At 65.6% G+C, this 18,772-nt stretch carries 12 protein-coding genes and 1 pseudogene; all 13 read right to left on the bottom strand.

Features of this window, described 5'->3' with window-relative positions; translation table 11 throughout:
* Positions 1-634: 634 nt before the first annotated feature.
* Entirely contained in the window at positions 635-3,355 is a 2,721-nt protein-coding gene (locus WS96_RS09420) for a TonB-dependent receptor plug domain-containing protein (RefSeq protein ID WP_059832163.1), read from the bottom strand.
* Positions 3,356-4,202: 847 nt separating this feature from the next.
* Entirely contained in the window at positions 4,203-7,364 is a 3,162-nt protein-coding gene (locus WS96_RS09425; protein WP_059832165.1) for a multidrug efflux RND transporter permease subunit, read from the bottom strand.
* A 46-nt stretch (positions 7,365-7,410) separates the two neighbouring features.
* Positions 7,411-9,054 carry an ABC transporter ATP-binding protein gene (locus tag WS96_RS09430; protein ID WP_059832166.1) on the bottom strand — a complete coding sequence of 548 codons (1,644 nt, stop codon included), beginning with the start codon at positions 9,052-9,054 and terminating at the stop codon, positions 7,411-7,413.
* Positions 9,051-10,166: an ABC transporter permease gene (locus WS96_RS09435; protein ID WP_059832168.1), complete on the bottom strand. Its 1,116-nt coding sequence runs from the start codon at positions 10,164-10,166 to the stop codon at positions 9,051-9,053. The genes WS96_RS09430 and WS96_RS09435 overlap by 4 nt, the downstream gene beginning before the upstream one ends.
* Positions 10,120-11,172: a microcin C ABC transporter permease YejB gene (locus WS96_RS09440; protein ID WP_059832170.1), complete on the bottom strand. Its 1,053-nt coding sequence runs from the start codon at positions 11,170-11,172 to the stop codon at positions 10,120-10,122. The genes WS96_RS09435 and WS96_RS09440 overlap by 47 nt, the downstream gene beginning before the upstream one ends.
* 12 nt (positions 11,173-11,184) lie before the next feature.
* Complete coding sequence (locus WS96_RS09445) at positions 11,185-13,044, bottom strand: extracellular solute-binding protein (RefSeq protein WP_059832171.1); 1,860 nt, start codon at positions 13,042-13,044, stop codon at positions 11,185-11,187.
* A 271-nt stretch (positions 13,045-13,315) separates the two neighbouring features.
* Positions 13,316-13,496 (bottom strand): annotated as a pseudogene (locus WS96_RS34960) (hypothetical protein); the annotation flags it as partial.
* Positions 13,497-13,765: 269 nt separating this feature from the next.
* Positions 13,766-14,341, bottom strand: coding sequence for a helix-turn-helix domain-containing protein (locus WS96_RS09455; protein ID WP_059832175.1), 576 nt, complete (start codon positions 14,339-14,341; stop codon positions 13,766-13,768).
* Positions 14,342-14,658: 317 nt separating this feature from the next.
* Positions 14,659-15,849 carry a tetratricopeptide repeat protein gene (locus tag WS96_RS09460; protein WP_059832176.1) on the bottom strand — a complete coding sequence of 397 codons (1,191 nt, stop codon included), beginning with the start codon at positions 15,847-15,849 and terminating at the stop codon, positions 14,659-14,661.
* Between the two features lie 16 nt (positions 15,850-15,865).
* Positions 15,866-16,297 carry an ExbD/TolR family protein gene (locus WS96_RS09465; protein WP_059832178.1) on the bottom strand — a complete coding sequence of 144 codons (432 nt, stop codon included), beginning with the start codon at positions 16,295-16,297 and terminating at the stop codon, positions 15,866-15,868.
* An 81-nt stretch (positions 16,298-16,378) separates the two neighbouring features.
* On the bottom strand, positions 16,379-16,801 hold the full coding sequence (locus WS96_RS09470) for an ExbD/TolR family protein (protein WP_059832180.1): 423 nt from the start codon (positions 16,799-16,801) through the stop codon (positions 16,379-16,381).
* Positions 16,802-16,821: 20 nt separating this feature from the next.
* Positions 16,822-17,721, bottom strand: a complete 900-nt coding sequence (locus WS96_RS09475) for a MotA/TolQ/ExbB proton channel family protein (RefSeq protein WP_059832181.1) — start codon at positions 17,719-17,721, stop codon at positions 16,822-16,824.
* Between the two features lie 86 nt (positions 17,722-17,807).
* On the bottom strand, positions 17,808-18,512 hold the full coding sequence (locus WS96_RS09480; RefSeq protein ID WP_059826729.1) for an energy transducer TonB: 705 nt from the start codon (positions 18,510-18,512) through the stop codon (positions 17,808-17,810).
* Positions 18,513-18,772: the final 260 nt, after the last annotated feature.

Raw genomic sequence — 18,772 nt, forward strand, 5'->3', positions numbered from 1 at the left:
GTCGGTCAGCTTACGACGGGTCGAAAAACGGACATCTGAACTTAGCCGGAAGCGGACATTTGAACTTAGCTGCTACACACCAAAACTGTCGATAACTTTGATTATGTCAAATTAGAAAAATCTGGAAAAGATACTGCTGGCCACCGTCGTTCGTACTGCAAGCCAGAATTCCCCGGGAAATGCTTCCGCCGAAAATGGCTGCGATTCAGGCATGAGCTGCTGGCGGACACTACGCGATTGGCAGCACGCGAGCATCCGGGATCGACGTCATCGGCAAATGAAGCCCGCGCGACCGATATTCGGTCGACCAACCTGCCGCATGGTCCGGTCACACGTGCGCCGAATTGCGTTGGAAATACCCCGCGTTCGTTACCCTCCTCGGTCGCAATTCCGGGATCGCGCGTCCTCGCGTTCAAACCTTACGCCTCCGCACTTGATCTCGAGTGAGGCTGGCTGCCAGTCCAGAAGCAAGACCACGAAGACGCCCACGAGGTGCGCCTCAAGCGCGGATCGAACCTGCATCTCGACCACCATACTTCTGCTCGATGCAGCCGATCCGGTCCGTGTTCGTCCTTCGTCGTCCCGGCGCGCGTCGCGCGCCGGGACCCGTTGCCGCCTGGCGGCTTCCTCGCCGTCAGAACCGGTACGTCGCGCCGATCTGGAAGAAACGGCCAAGGTCCGTGTAGAGCGACTGATCATAGCCCGTGATGTCGGGCACGGCTTGCCACTCGACGTCGAACGGCGGCTTCTTGTCGAAGAGGTTCGTGATGCCGCCGTAAATCGTCCAATGCTTGAAGCCGCGGTAGTTGAACATCAGGTTGAACTGGCTGTACGACGCCACCGAGCCCGTGCCGCCGTCGCCGAATTCCGCGGCCACGGCGTTCGTATAGGGCCCCGTGTATTGCCAGGTCAGCGTGGTGATCAGTTGCCGGTAGTCCCAGCTCAGGCTCGTATTGCCCTTCCAGCGCGGGTTGCTCGCGCCGAACGGCTGCAGCAGCGCAAGGTTGTTGCCGGCGAAGTCCTGCGGTGCGGTTCCGGGGCTGTGCAGCTTGAAGTGCCATACATAAGCCCAGTCGCCCGAGAGCGTGAACGTGCCGTACTTGGTGCGCAGCGCCTTGCGGAAGTTGAGATCGAAACCGTCGGTGTCGAGCGCGCCGAGGTTCACGAAATGCTGAACAAGGTAACGCACCGACCCGTCGGCGTTGCGCACGACGCGGGAGGGATCGTTGGCGACGAGCACCGCGTTCGGATCGTCGGTGCCGATGACGCCGTCGATGCGGACCTTGTAGAACGCCGCGCCGATATCGGTCATCGCGTCGGGCGAAAGCTGGAAGCCGATGTTGTAGTTCTTCGTGTGCTCGGGCTGAAGATTCGGATTGCCCGCGACTTGCTCCGTCGTGAAGTGCTTCGTCGGCACACCGCTCGGATCGTTCGGATCGACGAGGTTCTGGTGAGACAGATAGACGGCCTGCGAGTTTTCGACGAGGGTCGGCGCGCGGAAGCCGCGACTATACGATGCATACGTCGTCAGCATTTGCACGGGCTGGAAACGCAGCGCAAAGCTCGGCGAAAACGCCCCGCCGAAGTCGCTGTAGTGATCGTAGCGGCCCGCCTGCGTGAACGTCAGGTTGCGCAGGATCGGAATGTCGACCTGGTAGAACGCGGCGGCGACGTTGCGCGAACCCTCCACCGTCTGCACGTTCGCGGGCGCGGATACGCCTTGCGACGCGAGCGTCTGCGGGTTGATCGTCGACGATTCGTGGCGGAACTCGGTGCCCAGGCCCAGGCCGACGGGTCCCCCGGGCAGCGTGAACAGATTCGACGTCGAAGCCTTGGCCGTCACGCTGTCGATCTTCGAGATGGCCTGCTGATCGTCGTCCGTGAAAACACCCTTCAGGCCGTTCGGCGTGGAGGCCGGGTTCGAGAAGTTGTAGGTGCCGTTGGCGAGCATGTTCTCCAGGCCCGCGACGTTGATCCGGTTGCTGTACGTCGTATCGACCGTGCTCTGCGAATGGCCGTAATCGGCCGACCAGTCCCACGCGCCGAACCGGCCCGCGTCGAACGCGCCTTTGACGCCCGTATTCGCCATCCAGAACGTCGATACCGTATCCGCCCCCACGACGTTGCTCGGGAAGGTCAGGTTGATCGCCGTCGGCACGCCGAACGGGTTATAGGGGTTGCTCACCGGTACGGTGCGCGGCAACGGCGAAACGGATCCGGTCGACGGGTTGTAGACGTTCGTCGTGCTCGAGATCGAGGCCGGCCCCTGCGACTGGACGGTTTCATCGCGGCTCACCCAGAAGCCCGCATAGGCCTGCGTGTTGTCGTCGATCTTGAAGGTGGCGCGCACCTTCGCGTTCAGGCGCGTCGTGGACGGAACGAGCGATGTCGAGGCGGCCGGGTTGTACGTGCAATTGGTCGCGCTCGTCTTGCTGCCCGGCGGGCACGGCGAAAGCGGCACCTTCGAGCCATCCGCCAGCGACCAGTACGACTGCTGGTTCGGCCCGAGCGGCGCGGCCAGGCCGCCGGGATATTGCGTGAAGTCTTGCGCCGACGTCATGTCGCGATCGCCGAGCGTCGAGCCCGAATCGCGGTAATAGCTGGCGGCCGCGGTGACGTTGAAGCGATCCGAATTCAGATCGCCGAAGCCGGCCAGTACGCTGAAGTTGCCTTGCCCGTCGCCCGGATGCTGCGCCTTGCCGAGTTGGCCGTCGATCTGCAGGCCCTGAAAGTTCTTCTTCGTGATGATGTTGACGACGCCCGCGATCGCGTCCGACCCGTAGACGGACACCGCGCCGGTCTTGACGATCTCGACGCGCTCCACCATGTTCAGCGGAATCGCGTTGACGTCGAAGAACGTGTCGGTGAAGTTCACCGACTGCGCATAGTTCGCGACGCGCTGGCCATCGACGAGCACGAGCGTGTATTTCTCGCTGAGCCCGCGCAACGCCATGCCGGCGCCGCCGGGGGCCGAGCTGTTCATCGTCGTCTGGCCCCAGCTGCTGGCGGAATTGGCCGAGGTCGAACGCAGGAAATCGGCGACCGTCGTGTATCCGCTTTGCTGGATTTCCTTCGCGGTGATGACCTGCACTTCGGTGTGGCCGACCTTGTCGGACGTACGGATCAACGAGCCCGTCACCTCGAACTTGTCGAGCTTTTTCACGGTCTGCCCGCCTTCGGCGGCGCCCGATGCCGGCGCGGGCGCCGCCGCGGCAGTGCTGCCGGTTTGCCCGACGGCGACGCTCCCGTCGACAGGCGTTGTCTGCGCGTAAGCGGAGGTACCCAAAGCCGCCGTCAACGCGACTTCAGCCCATGCGATGCTGCGTATTGCCGATCCCAAAGCCGTTGGTTTCATAACACCCCTCTGTCGTCGCAAGGCCTGACCTTTTCGTATGCACGGAGATTCGCCGGCCTTTAAATAGCGTTGCCCCGCATTCCCGATTTTTCATCTTGTGCTCACAACCACTCCGTCCAATCGCTTATTTCTTTCAATACCATTTCTTTTGTTTACAATAATAATTAATCTGAAATGCAAGAAACGGATAACTACAAAAATTAGCATCTCTAATTACATGAATCGATCCATCCATGCTTCGAGCGGCCGCATGCAAGCCGCACTGCAAACGGCATTTGGCACGTTCCCGCCATGCCGCTTCATCCGTCACGGCGTACGCGCTGGCAGGAAAGGCAGTCTCCCGTTGAAGGGCCGCTTTACGTCTTCACTTTGAAGTCGTAATGCACGAAATCTTCATTACCGTTCACTACCAGAGTTTTACTTTGGACGCGAACATAGCAGGCCAGAATCGACGCGTCAAAAAATATTTGACGACACGAAACATTGTTTAGGTGCATTAAATGCACTCGGTTGGTGCCGAATAAAAATCGATATGGTTCATCAACCGCTACCGTTGCCTTTCTTCCTTGTTCTGCTGCTTTTCTCACCCGCTCGCGAATGCGCCGCAATGGAGCACACGGCAGGCGCTCGCCGGTCCGAACCGTTTTGTTTAGCCGGGACGGGTACCGCTCGAGCACGGGATTTCCCGGTCGTGCCCGTATGGGGTTCCTCGAGAAGCAGATAGGATTCCTGATAGAGCAATCCTTCGAGCACGTGCGTGGCGTCGCGCACCGCCGAGTTGACGGCTGTCGTGTGACATTCGCACGTCGTCGCCCCTTGCTCCCACCCCAACACCTCGTCGCGCACATCAGTCGACCTCCAGATTCCCGGCCGTTTCCATGCGCTTCGTCACCGCCGCATGTCGCCCGCGCCGGCCTATGGACACGACGACCCGAAACGCCACCGGCGCGAACACCAGCCCGAACATCGTCGCCGCCAGCACGCCCCCGAACGCGCCGGTCCCGATCGAACGCCGGCTTTCCGCGCCCGCACCGGTCGCCAGCACCAACGGCACGACGCCGAGCAGAAACGCCATCGACGTCATCACGATCGGCCGAAACCGCGCGGCCGCCGCCTCCACCACCGCCTGCCGCAGCGACACACCGCGCGCGACGAGTTCGCGTGCGAACTGCACGATCAGAATCGCATTCTTCGCCGACAACCCGATCACCGTAATCATCCCGACCTTGAAGTACACGTCGTTCGGCATCCCGCGCGCGAGCGCCGCCGCCAACGCGCCCACGATGCCGAGCGGCACGATCGTCAGCACCGACAGCGGAATCGTCCAGCTTTCGTACAGCGCGGCGAGCGCCATGAATACCGCAAGCACCGACAACCCGACCAGCAGCGGCGTCTGCCGCTCGGCGATCCGCTCCTCGCGCGCCGCGTTGACCCAGTCGTAGCCGATCCCGGCCGGCAGCATGGAGGCCAGCCGCTCCATCTCCGCCATCGCCGCGCCCGAACTGGTGTGGGTCGCCGCCCGGCCGCTGACGTCGAGCGACGGGTAGCCGTCGTAGCGATTCAGCATCACGGGCCCGACCGTCCAGTGCGGCGCGGCAATAGCCGACAGCGGCACCATGTCCCCCGTCCGGTTCGGCACCGTCAGCGCCATCAGTTGCGCGTCGGTCGCGCGCGCGCCCGGATCGGCCTCGATGATCACGCGGCGCATCCGGCCCGACGCCGGAAAATCGTTGACGTAGTTCGAGCCGAACGTGCCGCCGAGCAGCCCCGCGATGCGCTCGAACGGCACGCCGAGCGCATACGCCTTCGCGCGATCGACGTCGAGCTCGATGCGCGGCGCATCCGGCAAGTCCTCGAAATGCACGGACGCGAGCGCCGGGTCCACCTTCGCGCGCGCGGCCAATTGCTCGCGAGCGGCCTTCAGCGCGTCGAGCCCGACCCCGCCACGATCCTCGAGACGAAACGTGAAGCCGTCCGCGTGACCGAGGCCGGGCACCGATGGCGGCAGCGTCGCTTGTACGTCGCCGTCGAGAATCGCGTCGAAACGCCGGTTGAGCCGATCGCGCAACGTCATCGCATCGACGTCGCGCTGCGACCAGTCCTTCAGCTCGACGAATGCCATCCCGACGTTCTGCCCGCTGCCCGCGAAACTCCAGCCGATCACGCTCGTCACGTTCGCGACGGCCGGCTCCGCCCGCAGGATCGCCTCGACGCGCTGGACGACCGCGGCCGTGCGCGCCTGCGTGGCGCCAGCCGGCAACTGGATCATCACCTGCAGTTGCCCCTGGTCCTCGGTCGGCAGAAAACCGCCCGGCATCATCCAGGACAGCAGCCCGCACACGGCCACGAGTGCGACGTAGATGCCCACGACCGCGCCGGTGCGGCGTACCGCCGTCACGGTCAGGCGCCGATAGCCGGCCTCCGCGCGCGCGAATCCGACGCCGAAGCGGTCGGCCAGGCGCGCGCCGAGGCTGCGTCGCGGCACGTGGGTGCCCCCGCCTTCGTGACGGCCGACCGGTTTTAGCAGGTTCGCGCACAGCGCCGGCGTGAGCGACAGGGCCATGAACGACGACACGAGCATCGACGCGATCATCGACACCGCGAACTGCCGGTAGATGCCGCCGACGCTGCCCGGGAAGAACGCCATCGGCACGAACACGGCAGTCAGCACCGCCGTCACGCCGACGATCGCCCCGCCGATCCGCTTCATCGCGCGGCGCGTCGCATCGCGCGGCGACACACCCTCCTCCATCACGCGATGCACGCTCTCGACCACGACGATCGCGTCGTCGACGAGAATGCCGATCGCCAGCACGAGGCCGAACATCGTGAACACGTTGATCGACAGCCCGAACGCCCACATCGCGACGAACGCGCCCATCAGCGTGACGGGAATCACCACCGTCGGCACGAGCGTGTAGCGCAACTCGCGCAGGAACAGCCACATCACGCAGAACACCAGCACGACGGCCTCGGCGAGCGTCAGCACGACTTCGCGGATGGCGATCTTCACGAAATGCGCGCCGTCGAACGGAATCTCGACCGCGACGCCCGGCGGCAGCGTCTTCGACAGCTCGGCAAGCCGCGCGCGAATCGCGTTCGACGTTTCGAGCGCGTTGCCGCGCGGGCCGAGCTGGATGCCGACGGTGGCCGCCGGACGGCCGTTCAGCCGCGAATAGAACGAATAGTCGTCGCGGCCGATTTCGACGCGGGCGACGTCGGCGACGCGCACCACCGAACCGTCCTGCTTCGACTTCAGCACGATCCGGCCGAACTCCTCCGGCGACGTCAACTGCCCCTTGACGACGATCGTCGCGGTGAGCTGCTGGCCGTGCACGAACGGCGCATCGCCGATCGCGCCGGCCGTCACCGTCGCGTTCTGCACGCCGATCGCCGCGATCACGTCGTCGGCGCCGAGGTCGTATTCGCGCAACTTGTTCGGATCGAGCCAGACCCGCAGCGCCTCGTCGGCGTCCCATAGCTCGGCCGCGCCGACGCCCGGCGCACGTTTCAGTTCGCGCAGCACGTAACGGTTCAGATAGTCGCCGAGCTGCGCGGAGTCGCGCATGCCGTCGGTCGACGTCAGCGTGACGAGCATCAGGAACGTGTTGGCGGCCTTGAACACGCCGATGCCCTGCTGCACGACCTGCTGCGGCAGCCGCGGCTCGACCTGCTTGAGCCGGTTGTTGACGTCGACGAGCGCGATGTCCGGATTGGTGCCGGGCGCGAACGTCACGTCGATCTCGAGGTTGCCGTGACCGTCGCTGCTCGTCTCGTAGTACTGCAGCCCGTCGGCGCCGTCGAGGCTTTCCTCGATGATGCTGCCGACGTCGCCGTCGACGGTCTCGGTCGACGCGCCCGGATAGGTCGCGGTGATCACGACGCGCGGCGGCGCAAGACGCGGATACTGCGCGATCGGCAATTGCGGAATGGCCAGCACGCCCGCGACGACGATCGCGAGCGCGACGATCCACGCGAACACCGGGCGGTCGATGAAGAACGACGGCATCGCGGCGCCTCAGCGAACGGCACGGGCGCCCCGCGCCCGCTTCACGTCAATCATCCGCGCCCCCTTCCGTCTGCTGCGCCCCCGGTTCCGGGGCGAGCATCGACGACGCGAGCAGCGCCTGCGTATACGGGTGGGACGGCGCGTGCAACACGTCGAGCGTATCGCCCTCCTCGACCACGCGCCCCGCCTTCATCACGATGACCCGGTGAGCCATCGCGCGCATCACCGCGAGATCGTGCGTGATGAACAGGTAGCTCAGTGCGTACTTCTTTTGCAGATTCGTCAGCAGATTCAGGACCTGCTTCTGGATCGACACGTCGAGCGCGCTCGTCGGCTCGTCCAGCACCAGCAGTTCCGGCTCGACCGCCAGCGCGCGCGCGATCGCGATGCGCTGGCGCTGGCCGCCGGAAAATTCGTGCGGATAGCGCAGCATCGCTTCGGCCGGCAAACCGACCTCCTGCAGCAGGGCCGCGATCCGCGCGCGCCGCGCGGCGCCGGCCGCCGTCGGCCGATGCACGGCGAGCCCCTCGCCGACGATCTGCTCGACCGTCATGCGCGGCGACAGCGAGCCGAACGGATCCTGGAACACGACCTGCATGCGGCCGTACAACGCGCGCCGGCCGCGGGTCGTGCGCAGCAACGCCAGCGGCATGCCGTCGATCTCGATGCCGCCCGACGCCGGCCGCTGCAGGCCGAGCACGGCCGCCGCCAGCGTCGATTTCCCCGATCCCGATTCGCCGACGATGCCGAGCGTCTCGCCGCGCCGCAGGCTCAGCTTCACGTCGTGCACGGCCCGGAACGTCGTCTTGCCGAACACCGCGCGCCAGCCCTTCGCAGCGATGCGGTAATCGACGGCGAGCTGCTGCACGTCGAGGATCGTCTGCGCGCCAGCGGCGACCGGCTGCACGGCGCGTTGCGGCGCGCTGTCCAGCAGCCGGCGCGTGTACGCGTGCTGCGGCGCGGCGAACAGTGCGGCGGTCGTGTTCGTCTCGACGAGCACGCCCTGCTCCATCACGGCCACGCGCTGCGCGAAGCGCCGCACGAGATTCAGGTCGTGCGTGATCAGCAGCACGGCCATTCCGCGCGCGGCCGCCTCCTGCTCCTGCAGTTCGATCAGCAGGTCGACGATCTGCTGGCGCACCGTCACGTCGAGCGCCGTCGTCGGCTCGTCGGCGAGCAACAGCCGCGGCCGGCACGCGAGCGCCATCGCGATCATCGCGCGTTGCCGCTGGCCACCCGACAACTGGTGCGGGAAGCTGTCGATGCGCCGTTCCGGCTCGGGAATCCCGGTGCGCCGCAGCAGCGCAATGCCGCGCTCGCGCGCCTCGCCTGCCCGCAGCCCCTCGTGCAACCGCAGACTCTCGGCGATCTGCTTGCCGATCGTATACAGCGGATTGAGCGCCGTCATCGGCTCCTGAAACACCATCGCGATATCGGCGCCGCGGATGCCGCGCATCTGCTGCTCGGTCTTGGCGAGCAGATCCTCGCCGTCGAACAGCATCTGTCCCGACAGCGTCGCCTGCTGCGCGAGCCGCAGGATCGACAGCGCCGTCACGCTCTTGCCCGAGCCCGATTCGCCGACGAGCGCGACGCGCTCGCCGCGTCCGACCGAGAGGCTCAGATCCTGCACGGCGGCTTTCGCGCCGAAGTGCGCGGAGAACCGCCGGATGTCCAGCAACGGCGTCGTCATCGTTGCTCCCCGCCGAAGGCCGAGCCGCGCGCGCGCATGTCGAGTGCGTTGCGCAGCGCGTCGCCCATGAACGTGAGCAGCAGCAGCGTGACGACCAGCGCCGAGAACGCGGAGATCGAGATCCACCATGCGTCGAGGTAGTTCTTGCCTTCCTGCAGCAGTTCGCCGAGGCTCGGCGTCGGCGGCTGCACGCCGAGGCCGAGGAAGTCGAGGCTCGTCAGCGACAGGATCGCCGCGCTCATCCGGAACGGCAGGAACGTGATCACCGGCGTCAGGCTGTTCGGCAGCACGTGCCGCCACATGATCTGCCGGTTCGACAACCCCATCGTGCGCGCGGCCTTCACGTAGTCGAGCGCACGATTGCGCAGAAACTCCGCGCGCACGTAGTCGGACAGCACGAGCCAGCCGAACATCGACAGCAGCACGAACAGCAGCCACAGCGACGGCTCGAAGATCGACGCGAAGATGATCAGCAGGTACAGGTCGGGCAGCGCGCTCCAGACCTCGATCAGGCGCTGCCCGACGAGATCGGTGCGCCCGCCGTAGAAGCCCTGCAGCGCCCCCGTCAGCACGCCGAGCGCGACACCCGACACCGTCAGCGCCAACGCCATCAGCACCGACAGCCGAAACCCGTACAGCAACCGCGCGAGCACGTCGCGGCCGAACTGGTCGGTGCCGAGCCAGTTGCTCGCGGACGGCGGCGCCGGATACGGCCGCGACGCGAAGTAGTCGATCGTGTCGTAGCGGTAGCGGTTCGGCGGATAGATCGCGAAGTTGCCGTGCGACTCGAGTTTCGCGCGGATGTACGGATCGAGATAGTTGGTCTTCGCCGGAAAATCGCCGCCGAACTGCGTCTCCGGATAATCCTTCAGGATCGGAAAATAATAGTGTCCATCGTAGCGCACGAGCAGCGGCCGGTCGTTCGACAATCCGTCGGCCAGCAGGCTGAGTGCGAACAGCGTGGCAAAGATCACGAGGCTCCAGTAGCCGAGTCGTTGCGCGCGAAACCGCAGCCACGTGCGTCGCCACGGCGACGGCGACGCCGTGCACGCGATGGCGGCCGGATCAGTGGTCCAGGCGGCTGAACTGGATACGGGGGTCGACGAGGACATAGCAGATATCCGCGATGAGCTTGGTCAGCAGACCGATCAGGGTGAACAGGAACAGCGAGCCGAGCACGACCGGATAGTCGCGGCGGATCACCGAGTCGTACGACAGTTGCCCCATCCCGTCGAGCGAGAACAGCGTCTCGATCAACAGGTTGCCGTTCAGGAACGCGCCGACGAACGCGGCCGGCAACCCGGTGAGCAGCGGAATCGCCGCGTTGCGCAGCACGTGCTTCCACAGCACGTCGCGCTCCGGCGCGCCCTTCGCGCGTGCGGTGAGCACGTATTGCCGGCCGATTTCGTCGAGGAACGTGTTCTTCGTGAGGATCGTGACGATCGCGAAATTGCCGACCACCGAGGCCGTCACCGGCAACGCGACATGCCACAGATAGTCGAGGGTCTTGCCGACCAGCGTCAGCTCGTCGAAGTTGTCCGACGTGAGCCCGCGCATCGGAAAGACCTGCCAGAACGTGCCGCCGCCGAACAGCATCAGCAGCAGCACGCCGAGCACGAAGCCCGGCACCGCGTAGCCGGTCAGCACCAGCACGCTCGTCGCGGTGTCGAACCGCGAGCCGTTGCGCACCGCCTTCGCGATGCCGAGCGGCACCGACACCAGATACGTGAGGATCACCGTCCACAGCCCGAGCGTGATCGACACCGGCAGCTTGGAGCGGATGACCGTCCACACGCTGCGGTGCGCGAAGTAGGACTGGCCGAGGTCGAACGTCGCATAGCTTTTCAGCATCAGCAGATAGCGCTGCAGTGGCGGCTTGTCGAAACCGAACTGCTTGCGGATCTGCTCGATCTGCTGCGGGTCGACGCCCTGGCTGCCGTGGTAGCCGCCCCCGCCTGCGCCCGCCTCGCCGCCCCGCGTGCTGCCGTGGCGCAACTGCGCGAGCACTTGCTCCACCGGGCCACCCGGCACGAACTGCGTGACCGCGAACGTGATCGTCACCACCCCGATCAGCGTCGGAATCATCAGCAGCAGCCGCCTCAATATGTATGCCAGCATCGTTGCTCCCCGTCAGGCCGCCGGAGCGGGTTGTGCTCGTGCGGCCGGCTGCTTCACGTACCAGTAGTCGATGATCCAGTCCTCGTACTGATAGGAAGCCGGCACGACCGCCGGATGGCCGAGCGTCGTCTTGTACGCGATCCGCGCGTTCGGCATGTAGTACTGCGGGACCAGCACGTACAGGTTGATCAGCACGCGGTCGAGGGCGTGCGTGGCCGTCTCGAGATCCTCGAGCGTATTGGCCGCGAGCGCCGCGCGGATCAGTGCGTCGACGGCCTTCGACTTCACGCCCGGATAGTTCTCCGAGCCGGGCTGCGACGCGGCCGCGCTGCCGAAACGGCGTGTCAGCTCCGCGCCGGGGATCGTCACCGGCGAGTAGATGTACGTCGTCATGTCGTACTCGAAATTGTCGAGCCGCTTCTGGTAGAGCGCGCTGTCGATCTCGTGCAGGTACGCATGGATGCCGAGCGTCGCGAGCGCCTGCGTGTACGGCAGGATCAGGCGATCCATCCCGGGCTGGTCGTCGATGATCTCGATCGTCATCGGCGTGCCGCTCGCGTCGCGCAACGCGCCGTCTCGGTAGTGCCAGCCGGCCTGCGCGAGCAGGTCGCGCGCTTGCTTGAGGTTCGCGCGCAGCGAGCCCGGCGGCAGCGTCGACGGCTGCTTGCTCATCGGGCCGAACACCTCCGGCGGCAGCGTTGACCGGTATGGATCGAGCAGCGCGAGCTCCTTCGCGCTCGGCATGCCGGACGCGGCGAACGGGCTCGCGTCCCAGAAACTGTTGGTGCGGCGGTACTGCCCGTAGAACATCATCCGGCTCATCCAGTCGAAGTCGAATGCCAGCGCGAGCGCATGCCGCACGCGTACGTCCTGGAACATCGGCTTGCGCAGATTCATCAGGAAACCCTGCATCTGTGCGGGGCCGTCCGGGAATTCGCCCTTCGTCAGCAGTCCGTTGCGAAAATTCTTGCCGACGTACTTGCGCGCCCACTGCGTCGAGCTGTATTCCATCCGCGCGTCCACGTCGCCGGCCTTCAGCGCCTCGAGCGCCGTGTACTGGTCGAGGTACAGCTTGAACGACACGCGTGCGAAACGGAACATCCCGCGCCGCGACGGCAGGTTCGCGGCCCAGTAGTGCGGGTTGCGCACGTACACGATCTGCTTGTCGTTCCTGCGCTGCTCGATCAGGTACGCGCCGCTCGCGATCGGCGGCACGTTCGCGATCTGGTCGAACGGCGGTCGCGTACCGTCCGCGCGCTGCCCCCACTTCGGCGAGAACACCGGCAGGTCGCCTGCGATCAGCGGGGCGTCGCGCTCCGCATGCTTGAATTCGAAGCGGATCGTGTGACCGTCGACGACCACCGCGCGCCGGATGATCGAGAACTGCGCGTTGTACAGCGGCGACGCCTGCGGGCTCGTCAGCGTATCGAACGAATACTTGACGTCGGCCGCGGTGATCGCGTCGCCGTTCGAGAAGCGCGCGGCCGCATTGATGTGGAACGTGGCCGACAGTCCGTCCGGCGCCACCTCGACGTCGTCGGCGATCAACGCGTATTCGGACGCGAGTTCGTCCCAGCTGCGCTGCATCAGCGTGTCGAACATCAGATTCTTGATGTCCGGCGCGGGCGAGCCGCGCACGAGGAACGGGTTCAGCGAGTCGTAGCTCTGCGCTTCGTCGTAGTTTTCGAAATTGAGCGCGCCGGTGTCCGGCGCCTGCGGATCCGCATAATCGAAATGCGTGAAGCCCGGCGGGTATTTCGGCTGGTCGTATTGCGCGATGGCCGACACCGCGTGCGCGACCGGCGGCATGACCGCGGCCAGCGCCACGCACGCGATCAGCGCGGGCATCCGCCGCCATTTCAACAGTCTCATGTTCAGTCAACCCGGTAGCATGCCGGCCCGATGCCCGCACGCGATCAATGCCTGTCGATTCATACGTCGTCGATGCCGGTCGGACCCGGCCGTACCGTCATCGCGCCCGGTTAAAAAAAGGCCGCTCCTAATTGGGGTAGTGGACGTGGAGCGGCCCGTCCAAGCTGATCGGTCTTGCGCGTATCGCCGTCAGAACTTGTACGTCGCGCCGACTTGCGCGAAGCGGCCGATGTACGAATACACCGCGTGTCGTACCCGCTCTGGCTCAGCGTGCCGGGCACGCCGAACTTCGTCGTGCCGTCGCCGTTGCCGGCGTTGATCGCGCTGCCGATGCTGCCGTCGAGCTGCAGCTCGCAAAAATTACGTTTCGCGATGATGTTGACGATGCCGCCGATCGCGTCCGCCCCGTATTGCGACACCGCGCCCGTCTTCACGATTTCGATGCGCTCGATGTCGTGCTCTTTGCTTCATCTTGTTCCCTCTCGCTCGTCAGTAAGACCCCGCCCGCTGCGCGTCCGAATCTTGTGAATTCCGTCGCGCGCTCTGGGCACCCGTGTACCGGAGTTCGCCATTTCCGACCTGCCAACCACCGCGATCCGAATGAATCGGCCATGCAACTCGAACGCCATACGGCCCTTTCGTATTCTTTAATTTCCAATACTGATTACCTGCACTGAGCGCACTGCTTGCTTTCCGCTTCGAGTGATCCTGGCCCGACGGGCTAGAACAGCCGCGGCGTACCGACCCAGACGATCACCGCCTCTTCGTCGGCCGTGTTGTGCCACGCGTGCGGCATCGTCGACTCGTAGTGCGCGGTGTCGCCGGGGCTCAACACGAACGTGCAATCCTCCAGCGTGAGCGCGACCCTTCCGCGCATCACATAGAGGAACTCCTCCCCTGCATGCGTCGTCACTTCCGACGGCGACTGCCCCGCCGGTATCCTGACGAGGATCGCGTCGAGCTTGCGACCGTCCACGAGATTCGTCAGCCGGGCAAAGGAACTCGCCGAGTTCGTGAACTGGAAATACCGCAGGGCGTCGCCGCGACACACCGAGCGCGCCTCGGTCGGCGTGTCGATGAAGTACTGCATCGTCACGCCGAGCGCCTTCGCAATCCGGACCAGCGACGTGATCGACGGCGTCGCGCGCCCACGCTCGACCTGCGACAGGAATGGCTTCGAGATCCCTGCCGTCGTGGCCGCTTCGTCGAGCGTGAGTTTCAGCCGCTGCCGAAGCGCGCGGATCTTGTTGCCGAGCGAAATCGCGACGAGCACCGATTCATCGGGAGGCAAGACCATGGAAGAACGGACCCTCTCAATCGCAATCGATTCGATGTAGGCAGACCTTGTCCGATGCCATGAAGCCGCCGCCACGGCGCGAGGCTGCGCTGCCCGTCGCCGCCACGCGCACGTCTCACGCGAAGCGAAACGGGAGTCCCGCGTCGCGGTCGCACGATTCGCGCTCATTTCATTCGGTTTACTAATCAACACGGCTGCCCCTTTTTCCTCGTCCAGCCAGACTTCTCCGCCTTCAGGTGGCCGCAATGGCACGTGCATGCGGTACGGCGCCCATCCCGCATTCGGCCGCTGCGGCCGCTGCGTCCCCCAGCGTCGCCTTACCGCGACGCGACGACCGTCCACAGCTTCGCCAGATCCCCCGATCCGTCATTACCCTTGACCGTGCGCAGCACCTGGATCGCACGCGCCTTCTGGCCCGCGACGTAGTACGCCTCGCCGAGCCGCAGCCGCGCCGCATCGGGATGCTGGAGGCCACCCTTCGCGATGACCTGCTCCATCATCGACAGCCCCTGCGCCGCGTGGCCCGCGAACACCAGATTCATGCCGGCGTCGATCGGCGCCACCGGATCGGCGGCGTCCGCGCCCGACTGCGCGCGCCTCGCGGCCAGCGCCTGCAGCCGTTTCTCGCGGTCCGCCTGCGCATCCTTGCCGAGCACGCCGGACGCGAAACCCTGATCGATCACCTGCCGGCCTTCGGCCGGCGTGCCCGCCACCAGCGCGAGCTGCGTCATTTCCATATAGGCGTCGGCCGTCGTCAGCGAGCCCGTCGCCCTGCGCAGCCGGTAGATGTCGAGGTCGAGCGACGACAGGTAACCGGGGCTGCCGCGAATCGCCGAGATCATTTCCTCCCAGTACGCGGGGCTCGGATGATAAGCCACCAGCATGCCGAGCGCGCTGCGATACGCACCGGCATCCTTGCTCTTTTGCGCGCAGGACGCCAGCATCTGCAACTGCGCTTCGTCCGGCGCGTGGCCGGCCTTCACCTGCGCGTCCGCGCTCGCCTTCAGCTGGCTCACGACCTGGCCGCAATCGTTCGACAGGTAATACGCCTGCGTGAGCAGCGTGTGCATTTCCGGATCCGTACCACCCGCCTTCAAGTAGCGCTGCGCGACGCGAATCGCCTGCGGATAGTTCTTCTGCTGGAAGTAGATCCCCGCGAGCGCCGCCGTCGTCCTCTGCTCGTCCTCGCCCGACAGGCGCCCCGAGTTCAGGACGGTTTCGTAGGCCTGCGCGGCCACGCCGGTATCGCCGGCCGCCATCGCCGCCGCGCCGCGCGTCGCTTCCACCATATAGGTTTCATACGGCGTGCGGTTGGGCACGGCGGCCGCCTGCGCGATCTTGCCGAGCGCGTCGCGATACTTGTGCGCGCGATACAGCTCCTGCGCGGCCGCCAGCGGCTTCGCCACGTCCGGCCGCAACGCGTCGGCCGTCCACGCCGGCCGGCCGAGCACGCAGGCCGCCCCGAGCGCCGTCAGCGCCATCATCCGTTTCCATCGTCGCTGGCTCATCGGTTGGCCTGTCCCGTCATTGCATGAACTGCTCGTTGCCGATCAGGCCGATCTTCGTCGCGCCCACGCGCTGCGCGGACGCCAGTACGGCCGCCACGTCCTTGTACGGCGCCAGCTTGTTCGCCCGCAGATGGATCTCCGCCTGCACGGGCTCGTGCGCGACCGCCGTCAGCTTCGCCTCGAGTGCCGCGCGATCCGGCACCGGCGCGCCGTTCCACGTCGTCGTCCCGTCGAAGTCGATATCGATCTGCACGACCTCCGGCGGTGCGGCGGGCGGCGGCGGGTTGCCCACCGGCAGGTCCATCTTCACCGAATGCATCTGGATCGGGATCGTGATGATCAGCATGATCAACAGCACCAGCATCACGTCGATCAGCGGCGTGGTGTTGATGTCGACCATCACGTCCGGCTCGGCGCCGCCTCCGCCCGAAGGCACGTTCATTCCCATCGTCTGCTCCTGTCGATGCTTGCTCTGATCCCCTGCGTCGCCGTCAATCGGAATCGACGCGCGTGCCGTAGCCGTGCAAGGCTAGCCACCCCGCGCCGGGGGTTCCGTAATGAACGACACCTTCGCGATACCTGCCCGCTCGCACATCGTGACGACCCGGCCGATGAACTCGTAGCGCGTGTTCTGGTCGCCGCGCACGTGCACGCTCGGCTGCGGCTGCTGTTGCGACACGCTCTTCAGCTTCGCGAGCAACGTCGACGCATCCACCCGTTGTTCACCCCAGAAGAAATCGCCGTCGCGATTCACCGCGATCTCGACGCTCTTCGGCGTGGTCTGCAGCGGCTGCACGACCTCCTTCGGCAACTGCAGCTGGATCGTGTGCGTGACGACCGGAATCGTGATCAGGAAGATGATCAGCAGCACCAGCATCACGTCGACGAGCGGCGTCGTGTTGATGTTCGCGATCACCTCGTCGCTTTCGTCCTGCCCGACGTTCATGCCCATCGCGCGCCTCCGTCAGCCGGTCAGTTCACGAGCGACGCGGCAGGCGACGGCGCGCGAGCGGCACGCTTGCTGCCGGCCAGCAGCACGGTGTGCAGCTGGGCGCCGAAGTTGCGGACCCGCTCCATCACCGACTTGTTGCGCCGGACGAGGAAGTTGTAGCCGAGTACGGCCGGCACCGCGACCGCCAGGCCGATCGCCGTCATGATCAGCGCCTCGCCCACCGGGCCCGCGACCTTGTCGATCGACGCCTGGCCCGCGATCCCGATCGCCGTCAGCGCGTGATAGATCCCCCAGACCGTGCCGAACAGCCCGACGAACGGCGCGGTCGACCCGACCGTCGCCAGGAACGCGAGCCCGTCCTGCATGCGGTTCGACACGTTCGTGATCGAGCGCTCGACGGACACGTCGATCCACGTGTTGCGGTCCACGGCTTCGAGCAATGCCTCGTCGTGATGCTCGCCCGCCTCGATCGCCGTTTCGGCGATGAAGCGGAACGGCGATGCCTCGTCGAGCAGCTTCGCGCCTTCGGCCAGCGACGGCGCGCTCCAGAGTTGCGCGTCCGCAAGCTTCGCGCGGCGGTTCGCCCGCAACTGCTCGACGAACTTCGTGACCATGATGTACCAGCTGCCCATCGACATGATCACGAGCAGGATCAGCACGAAGCGCGCGACGAAGTCGCCGTTCTTCCAGAGCGCCCCCAGCCCGTACGGATTCTCGACCGCTTCGGTCGCGGCCGGCGCCGGCGGCGGGGCCGAGTCGGCGGCGGACGGCGCCGGCGCCGCGGCCTGTGCCGACGCGTCGGATACCGCCGTGGATCCGCTCGCTTGCGCGTAAGCGAATTGCGGTGCAACGAGCCCGTCGATTGCAGCGACGGACATCAACAGGCTTGCCGCCAGTGCGGCCAGAGAACGCTTGGTCATACCCCACTCCGATTCTTTCGTTGAACTTACGGTTGAAGTTCAAGACGGTTTTCCCCGGTCCGGCGCTTGCCGGACCGCCCACTGCATCAATTCAGGTTGAACGAGAACGGCACCTGCACCCTTACCGCCTGGCCTTGCGCCACGCATTTGAACCGCTTCACGGTGTTGTAGGCCGCACGATCGAGCACGGGGTCGGCCGACTGGGCCACGCGTTCGTTCGTGATGTTCCCGTCCGCGTCCACGACGAACTCGATCGTCACCTCACCCGTGATGTTGTTTTCCTGCGCTTCCTTCGGGTACTGCATCGACGCGCGAATCGTGTCCGAATTCGGGCAGACGACACCCACCTCGTGGCTGACCGGCTTCGCGGGCGCGGGCGCGGGCGGTGCGATGACGGGCGCCTGCACGGCCGGCGCGGACGGCACCGGCGCCGCCTGGTGCGTGATCGGCGCTTGCGGCGGCGCCTGCACCGGCACTTCGGGCGGCGGCACGAACGGCGGCGGCGGGGGCGCGAATTTTGGTGGCGGAAGCTTGACGACCGGCAGCGGCGGGGGCGGCGGCGGCTTCACCGGCTCGATGATGCGGGTTTCGATCGGATGCTGGATCACCTGCACGACTTTCGTCGCGAGGCCGTTGAGCAATGCGTAGATCAGCACTGCGTGCAACAGGAGGACGACTGCGATGCCGCCGAAACGGCGCACCGGGTTCTGCTGCTTCTTGCCGAATTCCCGCGGACGCCCAAGCGTGGCCAGTCCGCTGTTCGAAGCAACCAGATGCTCTTCGACTTTCATGCCCACTATCCATCCCCCAAGCGAATCGCCCAGTTTCGCGATGATGGCCGGCCCCGGAACCGGGTCGGTTCCGTCTCCGCCTCACCCCGAAATTTCATTTTTGATGCAATTAGCCATCCGAATCGAAAGAATCGATTTCGGATCCCGATTTATTCAATTTCAAGGAATCGTTTCAACCGCAACGGGATAGCCACCCTATCCGGCGTCTACCCCGAACCAGCGCGTTCAGGCAATTGTCAGCTGCGTCGACACAGGCACTT

The organism is Burkholderia sp. MSMB1835, from assembly GCF_001526365.1.
GTDB lineage: Bacteria > Pseudomonadota > Gammaproteobacteria > Burkholderiales > Burkholderiaceae > Burkholderia.

Coding starts and splice junctions, on each gene's coding strand:
- WS96_RS09440 (WP_059832170.1), bottom strand. CDS start 11,172: ATGCTGGCATACATATTGAGGCGGCTGCTGCTGATGATTCCGACGCTG.
- WS96_RS09425 (WP_059832165.1), bottom strand. CDS start 7,364: ATGCCGTCGTTCTTCATCGACCGCCCGGTGTTCGCGTGGATCGTCGCG.
- WS96_RS09470 (WP_059832180.1), bottom strand. CDS start 16,801: ATGGGCATGAACGTCGGGCAGGACGAAAGCGACGAGGTGATCGCGAAC.
- WS96_RS09445 (WP_059832171.1), bottom strand. CDS start 13,044: ATGAGACTGTTGAAATGGCGGCGGATGCCCGCGCTGATCGCGTGCGTG.
- WS96_RS09435 (WP_059832168.1), bottom strand. CDS start 10,166: ATGTCCTCGTCGACCCCCGTATCCAGTTCAGCCGCCTGGACCACTGAT.
- WS96_RS09475 (WP_059832181.1), bottom strand. CDS start 17,721: ATGACCAAGCGTTCTCTGGCCGCACTGGCGGCAAGCCTGTTGATGTCC.
- WS96_RS09430 (WP_059832166.1), bottom strand. CDS start 9,054: ATGACGACGCCGTTGCTGGACATCCGGCGGTTCTCCGCGCACTTCGGC.
- WS96_RS09420 (WP_059832163.1), bottom strand. CDS start 3,355: ATGAAACCAACGGCTTTGGGATCGGCAATACGCAGCATCGCATGGGCT.
- WS96_RS09460 (WP_059832176.1), bottom strand. CDS start 15,849: ATGAGCCAGCGACGATGGAAACGGATGATGGCGCTGACGGCGCTCGGG.
- WS96_RS09480 (WP_059826729.1), bottom strand. CDS start 18,512: ATGAAAGTCGAAGAGCATCTGGTTGCTTCGAACAGCGGACTGGCCACG.
- WS96_RS09465 (WP_059832178.1), bottom strand. CDS start 16,297: ATGGGAATGAACGTGCCTTCGGGCGGAGGCGGCGCCGAGCCGGACGTG.
- WS96_RS09455 (WP_059832175.1), bottom strand. CDS start 14,341: ATGGTCTTGCCTCCCGATGAATCGGTGCTCGTCGCGATTTCGCTCGGC.